This is a genomic window from Verrucomicrobia bacterium CG1_02_43_26 (assembly GCA_001872735.1).
Lineage (GTDB): Bacteria > Verrucomicrobiota > Verrucomicrobiia > Opitutales > CG1-02-43-26 > CG1-02-43-26.
The window spans coordinates 188507-206506 of record MNWT01000005.1; the positions used below are offsets into that span (position 1 = coordinate 188507).

General features: G+C 42.5%; 18 protein-coding genes and 1 tRNA gene. All 19 read right to left on the reverse strand.

Annotation, left to right across the window (positions count from 1 at the left end; all coding sequences use genetic code 11):
* Nucleotides 1-6: 6 nt before the first annotated feature.
* Nucleotides 7-342, reverse strand: coding sequence for a 50S ribosomal protein L22 (locus AUJ82_01700; GenBank protein ID OIO60713.1), 336 nt, complete (start codon nucleotides 340-342; stop codon nucleotides 7-9).
* A 5-nt stretch (nucleotides 343-347) separates the two neighbouring features.
* Nucleotides 348-617, reverse strand: coding sequence for a 30S ribosomal protein S19 (locus AUJ82_01705; protein ID OIO60714.1), 270 nt, complete (start codon nucleotides 615-617; stop codon nucleotides 348-350).
* Nucleotides 618-625: 8 nt separating this feature from the next.
* Nucleotides 626-1480 (reverse strand): 50S ribosomal protein L2, encoded by an 855-nt coding sequence (locus AUJ82_01710; protein ID OIO60715.1) that lies wholly within the window; start codon nucleotides 1478-1480, stop codon nucleotides 626-628.
* 10 nt (nucleotides 1481-1490) lie between these two features.
* Nucleotides 1491-1778: a 50S ribosomal protein L23 gene (locus AUJ82_01715; protein ID OIO60716.1), complete on the reverse strand. Its 288-nt coding sequence runs from the start codon at nucleotides 1776-1778 to the stop codon at nucleotides 1491-1493.
* Nucleotides 1779-1791: 13 nt separating this feature from the next.
* Nucleotides 1792-2418, reverse strand: a complete 627-nt coding sequence (locus AUJ82_01720) for a 50S ribosomal protein L4 (GenBank protein ID OIO60717.1) — start codon at nucleotides 2416-2418, stop codon at nucleotides 1792-1794.
* A 30-nt stretch (nucleotides 2419-2448) separates the two neighbouring features.
* Nucleotides 2449-3102, reverse strand: a complete 654-nt coding sequence (locus tag AUJ82_01725; protein OIO60718.1) for a 50S ribosomal protein L3 — start codon at nucleotides 3100-3102, stop codon at nucleotides 2449-2451.
* A 98-nt stretch (nucleotides 3103-3200) separates the two neighbouring features.
* Nucleotides 3201-3518, reverse strand: coding sequence for a 30S ribosomal protein S10 (locus tag AUJ82_01730; protein ID OIO60719.1), 318 nt, complete (start codon nucleotides 3516-3518; stop codon nucleotides 3201-3203).
* Nucleotide 3519: 1 nt separating this feature from the next.
* Nucleotides 3520-5679, reverse strand: coding sequence for a translation elongation factor G (locus AUJ82_01735; GenBank protein OIO60720.1), 2160 nt, complete (start codon nucleotides 5677-5679; stop codon nucleotides 3520-3522).
* 30 nt (nucleotides 5680-5709) lie between these two features.
* Entirely contained in the window at nucleotides 5710-6183 is a 474-nt protein-coding gene (locus AUJ82_01740; protein OIO60721.1) for a 30S ribosomal protein S7, read from the reverse strand.
* Nucleotides 6184-6203: 20 nt separating this feature from the next.
* A complete protein-coding gene (locus AUJ82_01745) occupies nucleotides 6204-6590 on the reverse strand; it encodes a 30S ribosomal protein S12 (protein ID OIO60722.1) in 387 nt (128 codons plus the stop codon).
* Between the two features lie 83 nt (nucleotides 6591-6673).
* Entirely contained in the window at nucleotides 6674-10822 is a 4149-nt protein-coding gene (locus AUJ82_01750; protein ID OIO60804.1) for a DNA-directed RNA polymerase subunit beta', read from the reverse strand.
* A 95-nt stretch (nucleotides 10823-10917) separates the two neighbouring features.
* Nucleotides 10918-14688, reverse strand: coding sequence for a DNA-directed RNA polymerase subunit beta (locus tag AUJ82_01755; protein ID OIO60723.1), 3771 nt, complete (start codon nucleotides 14686-14688; stop codon nucleotides 10918-10920).
* Between the two features lie 139 nt (nucleotides 14689-14827).
* Nucleotides 14828-15205, reverse strand: a complete 378-nt coding sequence (locus AUJ82_01760; GenBank protein OIO60724.1) for a 50S ribosomal protein L7/L12 — start codon at nucleotides 15203-15205, stop codon at nucleotides 14828-14830.
* A 163-nt stretch (nucleotides 15206-15368) separates the two neighbouring features.
* On the reverse strand, nucleotides 15369-15881 hold the full coding sequence (locus tag AUJ82_01765; GenBank protein OIO60725.1) for a 50S ribosomal protein L10: 513 nt from the start codon (nucleotides 15879-15881) through the stop codon (nucleotides 15369-15371).
* Nucleotides 15882-15886: 5 nt separating this feature from the next.
* Nucleotides 15887-16585: a 50S ribosomal protein L1 gene (locus tag AUJ82_01770; protein ID OIO60726.1), complete on the reverse strand. Its 699-nt coding sequence runs from the start codon at nucleotides 16583-16585 to the stop codon at nucleotides 15887-15889.
* Nucleotides 16586-16609: 24 nt separating this feature from the next.
* On the reverse strand, nucleotides 16610-17035 hold the full coding sequence (locus tag AUJ82_01775; protein ID OIO60727.1) for a 50S ribosomal protein L11: 426 nt from the start codon (nucleotides 17033-17035) through the stop codon (nucleotides 16610-16612).
* 40 nt (nucleotides 17036-17075) lie between these two features.
* Entirely contained in the window at nucleotides 17076-17651 is a 576-nt protein-coding gene (locus AUJ82_01780) for a transcription termination/antitermination factor NusG (GenBank protein ID OIO60728.1), read from the reverse strand.
* Nucleotides 17652-17674: 23 nt separating this feature from the next.
* Nucleotides 17675-17893, reverse strand: a complete 219-nt coding sequence (locus AUJ82_01785) for a preprotein translocase subunit SecE (GenBank protein ID OIO60729.1) — start codon at nucleotides 17891-17893, stop codon at nucleotides 17675-17677.
* Nucleotides 17894-17901: 8 nt separating this feature from the next.
* Nucleotides 17902-17977 (reverse strand) — tRNA-Trp (locus AUJ82_01790).
* Nucleotides 17978-18000: the final 23 nt, after the last annotated feature.

Genomic DNA, 18000 nt, shown 5'->3' on the forward strand with positions numbered 1-18000 from the left:
ACTAAATTATCTTTCTTCTGTTAATACGACTTTGATGTGACTTGTGTGCTTTTTGTATGGGTGAGCAGAGCCTCTCGCACTTGGTCTAAAACGACCAAACGTGATAGCTTGATCCACATAAACACCTTGAATCCAAAGCTTGCTAGCGGATAAGTTGTTATTATTTTCAGCGTTTGCGATCGCACTTTTTAAAACCTTATGGATAAATCTGGCTCCTTTTACGGGTACTAGCGCTAAACGATCCAAAGCGTCGTTAGCATTAAGCCCTTTAAGTTGTCTTGCCAAATCCCTTAGCTTTAAAGCAGAAATGCGCTCGTATTTTGATATTGCTTGAACTTCCATAATAATTACTTCTTAGCGGTACCTCCGTGAGCAATAAACTTACGTGTTGGTGAAAACTCACCTAATTTGTGTCCAACCATGTTTTCTGTGACATAGACAGTAACAAAAGCTTTACCCGTATGAACTTCTATATTAAGCCCAACAAATTCTGGCGTGATCGTGCTACGACGTGACCAGGTTCTGATAGGTTTTTTATTTCCGCTTTTTTGAGCCTCAGCTATTTTATCCCACAGTGAGGGATCTACAAAAAATCCTTTTTTTAGAGAGCGTGCCATATTATTTATTACCTCTTAAATTTTTTACCTTTTCGGTTAACGATTATCATCTTATTTGTTGGCTTAGCCTTCCTACGAGTACGCTTACCACCCTTAGCCAATTGGTTCCATGGAGAACAAGGATGTCCACCACCGGAAGTACGGCCTTCACCACCACCCATTGGGTGGTCAACAGGGTTCATTGCAACACCACGTACACGAGGTCTTCTACCAAGCCATCTATTACGGCCAGCTTTACCCAATTTACGATTACGGTGTTCAGAGTTACCTGCTTTTCCAACAGTAGCTCGACAGTTCATACTAACATATCTTAGCTCACCGCTGGGCATTTTCAAAGTTGCTAAACCTTTAGTTTCATCCAAAGCAACGTATTGTGCAGCAGATCCTGCGCTACGAGCAATTTGTGCTCCACGACCGGGTTCAATTTCTACACAATGAACGAATGTTGACAGAGGAATCATTATTAAAGGCAATGAATAACCTGGCTTATATTCGTCTAACCAACGATCTGTGCTTACGATCTGGTTACCGATAATGATACCAGCTGGGGCCAAAATATAACGTTTTTCGCCATCAGGATAATTGATTAATGCAATATTTGCAGAGCGATTCGGGTCATACTCCAGCGAAACAACTGTTCCGTAAATGTCCTTTTTCTCGCGCTTGAAATCGATTTCACGGTATCTTCTTTTATGTCCCCCACCTCTGCGTCGAGAAGTGATACGTCCGTAATTATTTCTACCACTGTCTTTCTTTAAAATACTTGTCAGTGTTGAAACAGGATTATTCGGAGCCAAATCTTGTTTATTTGATTCGTAAAAACGTAACGAAGGTGTAATTGGTCTATGTTTCTTTGTTGCCATATTATTTTACTTACATTATTTCGATTTTGCTTCCTTCACAAAGCGTTACTATAGCCTTACGCGTATCTGGCTTACGTATTAGACCGCGCTTGGCGCGATTGCTTTTACGCTTACCCTTTTGATTCATGACATTAACGTCTTGAACTTTTACTTTAAACACAGCTTCTACAGCGTCAGCGATTTGCTTACGGTTTGCTCCTTTGAAGACTTCGAAGGTGTATTTATTGAGCTCGGAAGACAAAACGCTTGTTTTTTCAGTAACTCGAATTTCTTTTAAAATTGTATCTGGTGCTGCCATATTTTTATAAAAATTAATTATTTACGCGTGCGAGAATAAGATTAAAAGCTTCTTCGGTCATGATAATTTTTTTATAATTACCAAAATCCAATGCATTGATTGAGCGCGCATCCACCATAAAAACGTGTGGGATGTTACGTGCTGATAATGCAAACTTTTCGGTGAAATCAGTATCAACCAAGAGAACTGTACCTTCTGGTTTGATGTTATCCAACACAGCATTAAAGAGCTTAGTCTTAGGCTCCGCTACTTCAAAGGCTTCAATCAAGGAAATGCCGTGATCTGAAGAACGTTCAAAGATGGCTCTTTTAAGAGCAACCTTTTTTACTTTGACATTGATTTTTTGCGTATAGTCACGAGGTCTTGGGCCGTGCACAACACCACCGCCAACCCAAATAGGGCTTCTGCGGGAACCGTGACGGGCATTACCAGTACCCTTTTGACGCCAAGGCTTTTTGCCTGAGCCTCTTACTTCGTCTTTTGATTTCGCACACGCGCTCCCTTGACGGGCATTTGCTTGATATGCTAAAACGACTTGGCGCAATGCATCAAAACCATCTCTGCCCTCAAACGTAGGTACGTTAGCAATTTCTTTTTCGCCAGCCTGAGATCCGTCTTTTTTATAAAATTTGTATTTCATATCTATTTACTACTTAATTTTATTATATGCTTATTTTCTGCTCTTCTTAGTCTTACGGATTCTGACAGTGGATCCATTGTAACCAGGGATACTTCCCTTGATGACAATTAATCCTTGATCTTCAAAAATTTTGACGATCTGCATGTTCTGCGATGTACGAGAAACAGCACCCATGTGACCCGGCATTTTCTTTCCTTTAATAACGTGACCAGGTGTTTGGCAGTTACCATAAGAACCACCTCGTCTATGAGACATGGAACCGTGACTTGCAGGTCCTCCATCGAAGCCGTATCGTTTAACAACTCCTTGGAAGCCCTTACCCTTACTGACACCACTAATGTCAACTTTTTGACCAGCTTCGAAATTTGTAATCGCTAAAATCTCACCTGGATTAAATTGCTCCGCTTCATCGGTGCGAAATTCGTAGATTCCCTCAACAGGCTTTTCTACATTTGCTTTTTTGCAATGACCTTTTACAGCATTGCTCACGCGATGAGGCTTTTGCTCGCCGTAACCGGCTTGCACGGCGTTATAACCATCGTTCTTGATTGTTTTAATCTGAAGAACCTTAGTTTCTTGGACTTTAAGGACTGTAACAGGAATCAGGCGACCATTGTCGTCAAACATTTGCGTCATCCCGACCTTGTCAGCAATTAAATGTACTTCTTTATTATTCGTAGTCATAAGTTCTAAGCGGCAGGTTTTACTTTGTTGCAAAGCGCCTGCTTTAGTTTGATAAAAGTTATAGGAAAAACTATAAACAAATCTGTGTCAATATTTTTTTACACAGAAATTGCAATAGCTACGCCTGCAGGGAGATTTAATTTTTTTAATTCGTCAACGGTTTGGGCTGTAGGCTCGATGATATCTACCAATCGGGTGTGCGTACGGCGTTCGAACGTCTCTGAAGATTTTTTGTTAACGTGTGTAGAACGGTTAACAGAAACTTTATCAATATGCGTTGGTAAAGGTACTGGACCGGCTACTCTTGCGCCTGAGCGTTTTGCTGTATCAACAATTTCCCGTGCGGCACCATCGATGGCGCTTGAATCATAGCCCTCGAGGCGAATGCGAATCTTTTGTTTATTTTTGTTTGACATATTATGTGCGAGCAATTGTGCGTGGTGAATTATCTATAATTTTCTCTAATTGGCTATTCGGAACTTGATCAAAGTGTGATGGCTCCATCGAGTAAGAAGCACGACCCTTAGAAAGAGAGCGTACATCTGTGGCATAACCGAACATAGTTTCCAGAGGAACAAACGCTGTGACAATGGTTAAATTGCCCTTTGTTTCCATGTTTTGAATTTGCCCACGACGACGGTTAATATCACCCATGATATCGCCCTGATACTCATCTGGTGTAGAAACTTCTACTTTCATGATAGGCTCTAAAAGAACTGGATCGGCCTTCTTCATAGCTTCTTTAAAGGCGAAGATACCTGCCATTTTAAATGCCATTTCAGAAGAGTCCACTTCGTGATAACTTCCATCAACGATACGAACAGTAAAGTCAATTACAGGATACCCGGCAATAACACCATTGCGTGAACCTTCAAGAATACCTTCTTGTGTTGGTTTAATGTATTCACGAGGAATAGAGCCACCTACGATTTCATTGAGAACTTCAATGCCCTTACCCTTTTCAGCTGGTTCAATCTTGATAACAGCATGACCATACTGACCGCGACCACCAGATTGGCGAACAAATTTGCCTTCGGCATCTGCTGCTTTTTTGATTGTTTCGCGATATGCAATTTGGGGTTTTCCAGCGTCAGCTTGCACCTTAAATTCACGGAATAAACGGTCGCGAATAATATCAAGGTGAAGTTCACCCATACCCGCAATAATCGTTTGCCCTGTCTCAGGATCAGAAGATACACGGAACGTTGGGTCTTCTTCTGCTAAACGTTGTAGTCCAATAGAAAGTTTTTCTTGGTCAGCCTTAGACTTTGGCTCGATAGACATGCTGATAACAGGCTCTGGGAATGTAGGCGGCTCAAGCATCACTTCTAAGCTTTTATCGCAAAGAGTATCTCCTGTTACGACTTCTTTGACACCAATAACAGCACAGATATCTCCAGAGTAAGCAACGTCAATATCTTCACGTGAATCAGCCTTCATAACCATTAGACGGCTTATGCGCTCTGTTTTACGGGTGCGTGGATTGTAAAGAACTGAACCTTTATTCAAAGTACCGGCATAAATGCGATAAAATACTAATTTACCTACATAAGGATCCGTCATGATCTTAAATGCAAGACCGATTACTGGAGCTTTATCATCTGGTTTAATGCTCACTTCCTCTTCATCATCCCAGCCCTTCATTGGAGGCAAATCGATTGGACTTGGCAAATAATCGACAACGGCATCTAGCAGCATCTGAACGCCCTTATTTTTAAAGGCACTTCCTGGAATCACGCCAAGGAATTCTCTTGTCAGTGTTGCTTTACGAATAGCCCGCTTCAGTTCATTGGACGTAATTTCTTCACCACCCAAATACTTTTCTGCTAATTCGTCATCAAAATCACATACTGCCTCAATCAATGCATCGCGATATTGCTGAGCCATTTCCATGTGCTCTGCTGGAATATCCACCACATTGAAACGCATGCCATCCGGGTCTGTTTCGTCATAAACACATGCATGCATTTTAACGAGGTCAATCAATCCCTTTAAATTCTCTTCTGCACCAATATTTAAATAAATAGGATGTGCGTTACCGCCTAGCTTTTCGCGAATATCATTTACTGCGGAAAGGAAATCAGCTCCTGTGCGGTCCATCTTGTTGATAAAGGCCAAACGAGGAACGGCATATTTATCCATCTGACGCCACACGGTTTCAGATTGCGGTTGAACACCCGCAACACCACAGAAAACACCAACTGCTCCATCGAGAACACGCAACGAACGCTCTACTTCAGCAGTAAAGTCAACGTGTCCAGGAGTATCAATGATGTTAACCTGATTTTTGATGTTTGCAAATGGGCCCTCTTTGGTTGTCCATGAGCAGGAAATAGCGGCTGAGGTAATGGTAATACCACGCTCACGCTCTTGTTCCATCCAGTCTGTAACAGCTGTTCCTTCGTGAACTTCACCCATCTTGTGTACAACGCCTGCATAAAACAAAATACGCTCTGTGGTCGTTGTTTTACCAGCATCGATGTGTGCGGCAATACCAATATTCCTTGTGAACTCCAACGGAGTTGCGCGTGCCGGGGAATTGGCTGATGACAAATTTTCTCTTTCTTGTGTATCCATGATATAGAAATCCTTACCTGCTTATTAAGGCTACCAGCGTAGGTGAGCAAACGCCTTATTCGCTTGAGCCATACGGTGCGTTTCTTCCTTTTTCTTAACAACGTTACCCGTATTATTATACGCGTCTATAATCTCTTGAGCTAAAGCTTCGTCCATAGGGATTCCTTTTCTGTTACGAGCTGCTGTAAGCATCCAACGCAATGCGAGGGATTGCTGGCGCTCATAAGGAATTTCAACAGGAACCTGGTAAGTGGCACCACCAACCCGGCGACTTTTTACCTCAATCTTTGGACGAGTGTTTTCCAAGGCTCCTAAAAGGAGGTCAACAGGATCCCCTTTTTCAAGCTTTTCGCTTACTCGTGCCAATGCTGCATAAACAATACGCTGAGCAAGGGATTTCTTTCCTCGCTCCATTACCAAATTAACCAAACGCGTCACCAACACGCTTTCAAAACGTGGATCTGGTGACAATTCTCTTTTTGTTGCTCTTCTACGACGAGACATAGTGACTTATTCCTTAAAAATTAACTTTTTTTAGCTTCCTTTGGACGCTTTACCCCATATTTTGAACGACTTCTGCGACGTTTTTCAACCCCAGCCAAGTCGCGTGAACCACGAACGGCGTGATAACGCACACCCGGTAAGTCCTTTACACGACCACCGCGAACCAACACAAGACTGTGTTCTTGCAACTTGTGACCTTCATCGGGAATGTAAACAATAACTTCCATGCCATTAGTTAATCTAACCTTGGCGACTTTACGTACAGCTGAGTTTGGTTTCTTAGGCGTACGTGTCATTACCTGAACACATACTCCACTTACAAATGGATTGCGTTTGAGTGCAGGAGACTTGGATTTGTTGTTCTTTTGCTTTCTCCCTTTATCTATGAGCTGTTTGATCGTTGGCATTATTCTTTGACTGTTGAAATAAATGTTAAATAGTATGTATCTCGCATAATTTTGCAAGTTATTTTTCTTAAAATTCGTACCTTTTAGGTAAGAATTTCTTGTTTTCTTGTGACTTCGGCATCCGAATCCGCTTCACCATTAGCTTCTTCTTCTACTGAAGATTCGTCTTTTGGCTCCACGTGTATGCGTCTGAATTTTGGTAAACCAGTACCGGCCGGGATAAGGTGACCCATGATCACGTTTTCCTTAAAGCCATGCAATGGATCGATTTTGCCCATGATTGCAGCATCTGTCAGTACACGAGTTGTTTCCTGGAAGGATGCGGCAGAAATGAAACTTTCAGTTTCCAATGAAGCTTTGGTAATACCGAGCAATATTGGTTCCCCTTCAGCTGGCTGACCACCTGCCTCGATAATGGACTCGTTGCCCATCATAAATTGAGAACGGTCAACTTGTTCACCCCAGAAGAATTCAGAGTCTCCTGGTTCAACAATACGTATTTTACGAAGCATTTTGGAAATAATAATTTCGATGTGCTTATCGTTAATTGTAACGCCTTGTAAACGGTAAACTTTTTGAATTTCGGACAACAAGTACTCTTGAACAGCATTTGGCCCCAAAATGTCTAGGATCTCATGCAGATCGGCAGAACCTTCTGTTAGATGCTGGCCTTTGTGCGCAAAGTCGCCTGGATGAACAATAACGTGCTTACCGTGAGGAATTAAATGCTCCTCTTGTAGACCTGTTTCAGGATCTGTAATAGTCAAGCGCTTCTTGCCACGAATAATTCCGGTAAGCGATACGATACCATCGATCTTTGCCATTTCAGTCGCATCCTTTGGTCTACGTGCTTCGAAAAGCTCAGCAACCCGAGGAAGACCACCAGTAATGTCCTGTGTACGAGAGGCTTGACGTGGTGTTTTTGCAAGCAATGCACCTGGATGAATAACGTCACCTTCATTAACAGCCACCTGGGCGCCTGTTGGGATGGAATAAGTAGCAATAACTTTTCCTTTAGCACCGGATTTGATCTTAGTGCCTTCCGGGAGTTCTACAATTTCAATCGTTGGATTAAGGTCCTCTTTGTGTTCAACAACTACAGTTGTAATGCGACCAGTAGAGTCATCCAACTCGCGTTTGATTGTCACACCTGGAATCATGTCCCTATAGGCAATCACACCACCCTTTTCAGAAAGAATTGGAATATTGTGCGGATCCCACATAGCGAGCACTTCCCCACTTTCGATAGCTCCATCATCAGGAATGGTTAAAACAGAGCCTGCAACTACGTTATAAGTTTCGAGTTCACGATCCTCATCGTCTAAAATAACAACAGAACCGGTCTTATTGATGGCAATACTTGCGCCATCAGCTGTTTGAACGAGTCTCAATCCCTTATACTTGATTCGACCGCTGTTGCGCACCCGAATTTCAGGAGTCTTAAAGACCTGACTAGCAATACCACCGATGTGGAACGTACGCATCGTCAACTGAGTACCAGGCTCACCGATAGATTGTGCGGCTATAATACCAACTGCTGTACCAACCGATACGAGATCGCCGGTAGATGGGTCTACCCCATAAGCTTTAGCAGGAATACCACCACCTCGCTTATAGTGCGTCAAAGGTGACATCACCTTTACACGCTCTATACCTAAATCTTCGATTTTTTGAGCAACTTCTTCGGTGATCAATTCGCCATTTCCAACGAGAATTTCGTCTGGATTCAAAGGATTATGAATGTCATCCGATGCGCATCGGCCTGCAATACGCTCAGAAAGGTGTACAATTTCGTCATCACCTTCAAAGATAGGCTGTTTCCAGATACCATCGCGGTTACCATCGTCCTCTTCTGCAATGATAGAATCCATAGCAACGTCACACAATTTACGCGTTAGGTAACCAGCGTCAGCCGTTTTAAGAGCTGTATCCGCAAGACCTTTACGTGCACCGTGCGTTGAATTAAAATATTCTAAAACGGAAAGACCTTCACGGAATGAGGAAAGAACCGGACGTTCCAAAATTTCACCAGAAGGACGAGCCATGAGACCACGAGTACCGCAAAGCTGACGAACCTGCTGGCGATTACCACGAGCACCGGAGTCCATCATCAAGAATACTGGATTAACTTCCTCTTTGCCTTCGTTAGCTTCTAGTTGCTGGAACACGGATTTAGCGATATCGTCTGTAGCGCCTGTCCAGATATCAATAATCTTATTGTATCTTTCTCCTGGAGTAATAATACCCTTGCGATATTGAGCCTCTACCTCATCGATACGTTTACGCGCTTTTTTGATAATTTCAGGCTTATCGTCTGGAATTATCATATCTCCGATACCGATAGAAATACCTGCTTTTGTAGCTATTTTAAAGCCTAGTTCTTTGAGCTCATCAAGAATACGCACTGTATCTTCCTTGCTCGCCACTTTGTAGGTATTCAAAATAATGTCACCTAGCTTACCTTTGGTAACAGGGAAATTAATAAAACCAATTTCCTTAGGCCAAACAGTATTAAAAATAATACGGCCCACAGTAGTACGAATAACCTTTCGAGCTTCATTCCCGAATATTGTTTCCTTACCAAAGTCTGGGTTACTATAATCGACCCAGCTATGTAACGTGAAAACACCGTCTGAATAAGCCATGTAGGCTTCATCGACATTCGCAATCAAGGGAATGTGATCCGTCTTTGTAGGTTTGCGTCTTGGCTCTAGTGTTAAATAATAAGCTCCGAGAACAATATCCTGGCCAGGTGTCAAAATCGGCTTACCACTGGAAGGTAAGAACACGTTATGAGACGCCAACATCATCAAACGACATTCCATGATCGCCTCTAATGAAAGCGGTACGTGAACAGCCATTTGGTCACCATCAAAGTCAGCATTATAAGCAGGACAGACAAGTGGGTGAATACGAATAGCATCTCCCTCGATCAAGACCGGTTCAAATGCTTGAATGGATAAACGGTGCAGCGTAGGCGCACGATTTAGCAAGACAGGGTGATCTTTTGTCACCTCTTCTAAAATATCCCAAACTTCAGGCGATCTCTTTTCGATCATTTTGCGCGCACCACGAACTGTGTGAACAAACCCGAGTTCTTTTAGGCGGCGAATAATAAAAGGCTCAAACAATACGAGCGCCATTTTCTTAGGCAAACCGCACTGATAGATTTTAAGTTCCGGACCGATAACGATTACAGAACGACCACTATAGTCTACACGTTTTCCTAAAAGGTTTTGACGGAAACGACCTTGTTTTCCTTTAAGCATATCACTTAAGGACTTGAGAGGACGGTTACCCGCAGCTGTTACAGAACGACCATGGCGTCCATTGTCAAACAACGCGTCAACAGCTTCCTGCAGCATTCTCTTTTCGTTATGAATAATAACGTCAGGAGTCTTCAGCTGCAATAGGTTCATCAAGCGATTATTTCGGTTGATAACACGGCGATAAAGGTCATTTAAGTCACTTGTCGCAAAGCGGCCTCCCTCCAATGGCACTAGCGGCCTTAAATCTGGAGGTATAACAGGTAAAACTTCAAGAATCATCCATTCAGGACGTGTTTCTGATAGAAGGAAACCTTCAATTGCTTTGAGTCGTTTGGCCAACTTGCGCTTAATTTGCTTGGAGCGCGTGCTGTGCATCTGCTCTTGCAATTCAACGGATAAAGACTCTAAATCTAATCCAGCCAAAACATCGCGAATAGCTTCCGCACCCATTTTAGCAACAAACGAATCGTCACCATACTCTTCTTGCGATTGCAAGTACTCTTGTTCCGTTAAAAGTTGTTTTACTTCTAATGGCGTGCGACCTGGATCGGTCACCATGTAGTTCTCATAGTAAACGACGCGCTCAAGATTTCTTGCTGTCATATCCAGCAAAAGGCCTAGGCGGCTAGGCATGCTCTTCAGGAACCATATATGGGTTACTGGAACCGCAAGGTCAATATGCCCCATACGTTCACGACGAACACGAGAAACGGTCACTTCAACGCCGCAACGGTCACAAACAACACCCTTAAATTTGATGCGCTTGTACTTTCCACAAGCACATTCGTAATCGCGAACCGGTCCAAAAATGCGTTGGCAAAAAAGACCTCCTGGTTCTGGCTTAAAGGTACGGTAGTTAATGGTCTCTGGGTTCTTAACCTCACCACGAGACCAGGAACGGATAATTTCCGGAGAAGCTATGGAAATGCCGACGCTATCGAAAGACTGTTCGCTTTCGAGCAGAAAATCGTGCTTATGCTCGTGTTTATCTTCGTGTTTGTGCGCTTGACTGTGGCTACTCATAAATTGCGTAATTTAACTTTATAAATAATTTGAAGTTATTTTTCGTCTGTACCTAAACGAACATCTAAACAAAGGCTTTGAATTTCCTTCATTAAAACGTTGAATGATTGTGGCGTACCGGCAGACAATGAATTGTCCCCTTTTACCAAGGCTTCGTATATTTTTGTACGGCCCTGTACGTCATCGGATTTTACGGTGAGCAATTCTTGCAGCGTATAAGCAGCGCCATATGCCTCAAGAGCCCACACTTCCATTTCTCCGAAACGCTGACCACCGTACTGTGCTTTACCGCCCAAAGGCTGTTGCGTGATCAAGCTATAAGGCCCAACCGCACGAGCGTGGATCTTGTCTGCCACTAAGTGGTTCAACTTCATCATATAGATGTAGCCGACAACAACGTGTTGGTCAAATGGCTCACCTGTCTGGCCATCATATAATTGAGATTTACCAGAATAAGGTAATTTCGCCTCTTCTAAATATTCACGTATTCTTTTTTCAGAAATCCCGTCAAATACTGGAGTTGCCACTTTGAGATTCAGCTTTTTACATGCCCAACCTAAGTGCGTCTCTAAAACCTGTCCAACGTTCATCCGGCTAGGTACCCCTAGTGGATTTAGTACGATTTCAATCGGCGTACCGTCTGGCAAGAAAGGCATGTCTTCTTCTGCAACAATCTTTGCAACAACACCCTTGTTACCGTGGCGACCAGCCATTTTATCACCCACTTGGATTTTGCGTTTCGTAGCGATGTAAACTTTTACATTTTTAATAACACCTGCTTCAATACCTTCACCAGACTCAACATTTTTAACTCTGACGCTTCTCTCTTCCTCCAGTTCTTGGAACCTTCGTTGGAAATTGTCAACAATCTCCATGATCTTGATACGAACAGGAGAAGGATCGATTTGAATATTATCCGAAATGGCAGCTAGCTTTCTGAGCAGTGTCTTTGTTATCTTGCGGTTAGCAGGAATCACGACCTCGCCTGTTTCAGCGTTAAAGACATCTAAAGGAATCTTCTCCCCTAACAAAATGTTAGACAAGGATTCTGTCAACTCATCGCGCAATTGATCGCTATTGTTCTTAAATTCTTCGTTAATGCGCTTCAACTGACGTCTTTTATCGGAAGGAGAGAGCTTTTCGCGCTCGCCATCGATGCGGGTTGAAACCTTAACATCCATGACAATACCGTAGATACCGGATGGAACATCGAGTGAAGTATCCTTAACATCAGCGGCTTTTTCACCGAAGATGGCGCGCAGAAGTTTCTCTTCTGGAGCAAGTTCAGTTTCACTCTTTGGCGTAATTTTACCCACGAGGATATCACCTGGCTTAACTTCAGCACCGATTCGGATAACTCCGTTTCGGTCAAGATTCTTCAAAGCTTCTTCACCAATATTAGGAATATCACGGGTGATTTCTTCCGGTCCTAGCTTTGTGTCTCTTGCGGCCACATCAAACTCTTCGATGTGGATTGAGGTAAAGACATCATCTTTAATCAACTTCTCACTTAAGAGAATAGCATCTTCAAAGTTGTATCCGTTCCATGGCATGAAGGCCACTAAAACATTTCGGCCTAATGCGAGCTCCCCATTATCGGAAGACGCACCATCCGCAATGACCTGACCTTTCTTAACAGGTTGGCCTTTGCACACAATTGGTTTTTGGTTAAAACAAGTTGCAGCGTTAGAACGCATGAACTTCCTTAAACCGTAAACATAAAGTTCTTGATTAACATCCGTTTGCAGAGCTTCATCTGGCTTTACCCGAGGCATTTTACCGTCTTTTGTAACAACGATTTGATTTGCGTCCACAGAAGCAACCACGCCTTTGGATTCAGATATAATAACTGTTCCGGAGTCTTCGACGACCTTGCGCTCCAAACCAGTGCCCACAAATGGAGCTTCTGTTTGCAACAGCGGTACACCTTGACGTTGCATGTTTGATCCCATCAATGCGCGGTTAGCATCGTCATGCTCCAAGAAGGGAATAATCCCTGCAGCTACGGAAACAAGCTGTTTTGGAGAAACGTCCATGTAATGAACCTCAGAAGGCTGAACTTCAAGCACCATGTCGCGTAAGCGAACAGCCACTTTACCTTGCAGCTTGCCTTTGTCATCAATCTCAGAGTTAGCCTGTGCGATAACGAAGGATTCCTCTTGGTCGGCTGTTAAATAGTGAACTTCATCAGTAACAACACTGTCAGTAACAACGCGGTAAGGCGTTTCAATAAATCCAAATTCGTTGATCTGAGAATAAGTACTCAATGAATTGATCAAACCAATATTTGGACCTTCCGGTGTCTCAATTGGACAAATACGACCATAGTGAGATGGATGAACGTCACGCACTTCAAATCCGGCACGGTCACGGTTCAAGCCACCTGGCCCCAAAGCTGATAAACGACGCTTGTGCGTTATTTCTGCCAATGGGTTAATTTGGTCCATAAACTGAGAAAGCTGACTACGCGCAAAAAAGTCTCTGATAACAGTACTTAACGCCTTAGGATTAATCAGTTTTTGAGGAGAAATAGAATCAGCGCTTTGATCATACAAAGTCATACGCTCTTTGACCAAACGTTCTGTACGAGATAGACCGACACGACATTGGTTTGCGACGAGCTCACCTACAGTACGTACACGACGACTACCTAAGTGGTCAATATCGTCAACAATCCCCTCGCCTCTTTTGAGCTTCACCAAGTAGTTGGTCGCTGCAATAATGTCATCGATGACAATAATTCTGGTCTCTAAATCGATATTTAAGCCTAATTTCTGATTGAGCTTATAACGACCGACGCGACCCAAATCATAACGCTTAGGGTCATTAAAAAGTCTTTTAATTAAAGCACGGGCATTGGCAGTAGTCGTTGGTTCCCCTGGGCGCAAACGCTTATAAATGTCCTTTAAGGCCTCTTCCTCATTACGAGTTGGATCCTTTTTCAAGCTTCGGATAATTGCACCATCATCAATAGAAGTGTCAATCACGTTAACAGAATCAATCCTTGCCTTGATGAAAGACCGTACAATCGTTTTTGTCAACGGCTCGAAAGCGCGTGCTAAAACAATACCCTGCTCAGCATCAACAATGTCTTCAACCAATACTAGGTTAGAAACATTCTCCATTGCGGCTGCTTTTTTCAAATTCAATTTTTCTAGTTTATAGAAAAGATTCAAGATGTCCGAATCCTTGCCGTAACCCATCGCGCGCAATAAAGTTGTAATAAGGAATTTGCGACGACGACGGCGACGGTCTAAATAAATATAAAGAAGGTCGTTTTGGTCAAACTGAACCTCTAACCAAGTACCCCTATCAGGAATAATACGGAAAGAGTGGAGCGCCTTACCACTGGTGTGAAAAGCCTCTTCAAAGCAGATACCAGGAGAACGGTGCAATTGGCTAACAACAACACGCTCGGCTCCATTTATGATAAATGACGCACTTTTGGTAATCATGGGGATTTCGCCCATGTAAATCTCTTCATCACGTTCGACACCCTCTTCTACGAGCTTTAATGTGACGTATAAAGAAACGGAATAGGATGACCCTTCTCGTAAGCACTCGATCTCCGACAATTTGGGAGCGATAATGTTATAAGAAACGTACTGCAAACTGCAACGCCCATCGTAGCTCTCTACCGGGAAGACTTCGCGGAAGACAGCTTCTAACCCTAAGTTCTTTCTCTTAGAGGGCGCTACGTCCTTCTGTAAAAACTCCTCATATGAATCCAATTGATTTTCAATCAAATTGGGAGGTGTGATGATTTCCTTTAATTTTCCAAAATTAATGCGCTCGGACTTGGACATACTTTTTTAGCTAGATGAAAAAATTTTAAACAGTGATAACGATTTCTTTGAAAAGGGGTATTTTGCGTCAGAATAATAAAAGCCATACGAGTCTTGCAATAAGGCTCGTATGACTCTTTCAAGTGAAAAAAAACTGTAGTTATTTAATCTCAACCTCGGCACCAGCTGCTTCAAGCTTTTTCTTGATGTCTTCAGCATCGGCTTTACTGGTTGCTTCCTTGACAGTTTTAGGAGCACCTTCAACAAGGTCTTTAGCTTCCTTCAAGCCCAACCCAGTGATCGCACGAACTTCTTTAATCACATTGATTTTCTTTTCGCCGCCAGATTTAAGAATAACATCAAACTCGGTCTTTTCTTCCGCAACTTCTGCGGCAGGACCCGCAACTGCAGCAACTGCAACAGGAGCAGCAGCACTTACGCCCCACTTGTCCTCGAGTTCCTTTACCAGTCCGGCAATTTCGATTACGGTTTGGTTACCTAACCATTCTACGACTTGTTCTTTTGTAATATTAGCCATTTTGTTTTTTTTCTTTTAAGTGTTAGCTTCCTTTTGGAAATTTAAGGGATATTCTCCCCTAACAGGTTTTTTTTAATTTTTTGATTAAAAAGTTACAGATTAATGATTTTGAATTTCATGTAAAGAGTAAAATAAAACCATTGTTTGTGTAAATGATATTTATTTATCCTTTTTTCGCGTGAGCATCCAAGACATTTAAGACGCCTTGAGGTACTGCATTGAATACCCTGACAAGTTTTTCGGCTGGTTGATTGAATAAGCCCATGAGTTGTGCTCGCAATACATCCAAACTTGGCAATTTTGATAGTTCGTTAATTTCCTGAGCTGTCAAAACACGATCACCTAAGGCACCTACTTTAAAGGCACACTTATTTTCGTTTTTCTTACGGAATTCAACAATGACCTTGGCTGCTTCGGAAGGATTGTCACCTCCAACGATAATGGCGACAGGTCCTGATAAAAAGTCCGTAAAGTCTGGGCGTTCTGTTTGTTCTGCAGCAACTTTAAGAGCACTGTTCTTGACGACGTGAAACTCAGCTTTATGTTTTTTCAAAGAAGCACGGATGTCCGCGATATTTTGAACCGTTGCGCCCTTATAATCGAGCAACAACACATAACTTGATTTCTCTAAATGTGTAGCTACTGCTTTTGCTAAATATTGTTTTCCTTCTCTCATAACCTTTATCTGCTTTTGCTTGTGTAAAGATCGCTGCTCAATTTAAGACCTGGGCCCATGGTTGAAGCAAGCGTTACATTTGTTATATATTGTCCCTTAATACCATCTGGACGGCTCTCGAGAACGCTCTTTAACGCGGCTTCCGCGTTTTCTTTGAGCTTACTAGCTTCAAATGAACGTTTTCCGACAACCACAGCCATATTAGCTGTTTTGTCCATCTTGTATTCAACGCGACCAGCTTTTACATCCTGAATAGCACTAATGACATCATCAGAAACAGTACCGGATTTTGGATTTGGCATAAGCCCCCTAGGTCCGAGTACACGTGCTAAAGAACGAACCTCTTTCATCGCGGATGTTGTTGAAATCGCAACATCGAAATCCATCCATCCACCTTGGACTTTTTCAATCATGTCCTTAAGGCCTGCAAACTCTGCACCGGCATCTAACGCTGCCTGTGCGTTTTCAGTAAAAACTATGACGCGAACCTTTTTACCACTACCATTAGGCAGTCTTACAGTTCCGCGCACCATTTGCGTGCTCTGTTTAGGATCTACCCCTAAACGAAAATTTAATTCGACTGTTTCGTCAAACTTGACCGCAGGTGTCTTGCTCATTGAAGCAAGAGCTTCATCGAGATTATAAGCTTTCTCAGATTTCACAATCTTGAGTGCTTCCTTAAAACGTTTACTATGTTTTTTCACAATATGACTCTCCTATCCTATAAATTAATCAATAATCTCAATACCACTACTGCGAGCCGCACCTTCTACCATTCTCATGGCAGCTTGAATATCATCTGTATTCATGTCTTCAAGTTTTGTTCTAGCGATTTCCTCAACTTGCTTACGCGTTACCTTACCTACTTTAGTACGGTTAGGAACACCCGAACCCTTAGGGATACCAGCTGCCTTCTTAAGCAATATAGCCGCAGGCGGCGATTTCAATATAAAAGAGAATGATCTGTCCGCATAAACGCTAATAACGACAGGAATAATAAGACCCGCTCTCTCTTTTGTCTTTGCGTTAAATTCTTTACAGAACATCATAATGTTCACCCCAGCAGCACCAAGTGCTGGCCCTACGGGAGGAGCTGGATTTGCAGCGCCTGCAGGAAGCTGAAGTTTGATTTGAGTAATTACTTTTTTTGCCATGACCGATTTCCTATATTGTACAATTATTTTTTTATAAAAACTATCCTTCTACCCGATCCACTTGCCAATACTCCAATTCAACAGGAGTAAAGCGACCAAAAATGGAAACGGATACTTTAAGCTTTCCGCGTTCTGGATCTATCTCATCGATACGACCCGTTAAATTCAAAAATGGACCATCATTAATCTTAACCGTTTGCCCCATTTCATATTGAACCTTAGGTACTTCTTTGCCTTCAGCCTCACGTACTTGACTTAAAATACGATCAATTTCGTCCTCCTTTAAAGGAACTGGACGCTCTCCGCCCACAAAATTAATGACACCCTGTGTGTTTTTAACAAACAACCAAGGGGCTTGAAGAATTTTATTATCCTCGTCATACAACTTCATATGAATAAAGGCATACCCGGGATAAAACTTGCGAACACGACTGGATTTCTTACCAGCTTTAACTTCTGCAACTGTTTCCGTTGGGACCAATACCTCCTTAATCCATTCATCCATTTTCTCGATTTCGATAAACTTATCCAAATACAGCTTTACTTTCCCCTCTTGATTGGAAAGGGTCTGTATCGCGTACCATCGGTAATCATGAATTGATTGTATATTAGACATCTTTAAAATTCTCTAGCGAGTAGCTACCCCCAAATACCAAAACGGGCCCATGAGGTGAACAATTGAACCACTTGAAATAATGAAAAATCTACCACGCTGACATAAACTCCTAAAACAGCGATACCGACTAGCACCACGATCGTAGAATCACGCAATTCTTTGCGATTTGGCCAGGATGCTTTTTTGAGCTCCCCCACCATTTCGGACATGAATATTCTGGTGACTTTAAATGGATTTTTCATTTTTTTTATGGCAGGAGAAGAGGGACTCGAACCCCCAACCTACGGTTTTGGAGACCGTTGCTCTACCAATTGCGCTATTCTCCTAAATTTTTGTAATTGTATTATTT